The organism is Apibacter muscae, assembly GCF_007845635.1.
In the GTDB taxonomy this organism is placed as follows: Bacteria; Bacteroidota; Bacteroidia; order Flavobacteriales; family Weeksellaceae; genus Apibacter; species Apibacter muscae.
In genome coordinates, this window is sequence record NZ_SELG01000012.1 from 1 (window position 1) to 1,139 (window position 1,139).

Sequence of the window (1,139 nt, forward strand, 5' to 3'; positions counted from 1 at the left end):
ATGGAGCGGATCCAGGGGCTTTGTCCTCCATAGGCTTTCTGCCATGGGAATTGTACTCGTATGCGGCTCATGCCTTGGGGGTCGTTGTTGTCGGTGACGATGGCGGATTGTTCTTCACAGGCTGGAAAGGCGTCTTCATCCATGTAGGGGGGGACTTCATTGTCTTTCGGGATGGCTATCACTTCGTTGTAATAGCCTTCGGTTACGTCTTGGTAGTGTTTTATCTCTAATATTCGGTAGGATTCTAAGGGGACTTCTCCGTTTTTAAAGATTTCATGCCCGGGCATCCAGGCTTTGAGTTTTATGGTATCTCCGACTCTTAGGTCGGGTTTATTGGTTTTGGCTTCCATAAAAAAGACATTTTGTCTTTTTTGTTTTTGTCTTTTTACGGCTTCTTTGAGTTCGTATTCGCCTGCTTCCATTAAACTGTGATTATACAGGGAGGATGGGACTTTGGTATATATGTCTTCGGAGGCTTGCATGGCGTATTGTTGAAAGGGATTTACTAGTCGTCTACTGAGGCTTACTGCTTCGGATTTCACGGTGTGTGCTTTTGCTTGTTTGGCGTCGTAGGCTATATAGCTGAACTTCTGGGGGACGAGTTGCATGTGTAACTTACAATCATATACGTCTTGTTCTTCTACTAGTTCAAAGCCTTTCGCTCCATAGGGGCTAAATACAATTTGTTGTCCGTTATAATATAACCATTCTCCGTATCGGGTGGCTAAGCGTTTGATAAAGTTCCAGTCGGATTCTCGGTATTGTACGGTATACAGGAGTTTTTCTTTCATTTGGGGTTGGATCTCCCATTGTACTAAATCTTGGGGGTATTCTGTGGTGGCTTCTTGTATGATTCCTGCTAGGTCTTTGTTTTCATAGCTTTGGGTATCAAGTCCGTTTTCTAGTAATATGGTGGGGGATTTTCCGGTTAATACTAGTTTGGATTCTCCGTTTTCGCGTATATTGGTGATGTCTGTTATTATTCCTGTGTATACCAGGGCTGGTTTTCCATACTGCATGAATTGTATGGTGGTTCTTTTTCCTAGATAATTTCTGGAGGTTTCTAGGGGGTAGGCTTTTGCTCCATCTATCGCATCGGAATAACAGGTGATGGTAAAGCTGTCGTGGTCTGCTATTTT

At 43.5% G+C, this 1,139-nt stretch carries 1 protein-coding gene; it reads right to left on the bottom strand.

What is annotated here, in order from left to right:
• Positions 1-1,139, bottom strand: a 1,139-nt coding sequence (locus tag ETU08_RS00500; protein WP_185145244.1) for a contractile injection system protein, VgrG/Pvc8 family, incomplete at both ends; no start/stop codon positions are given.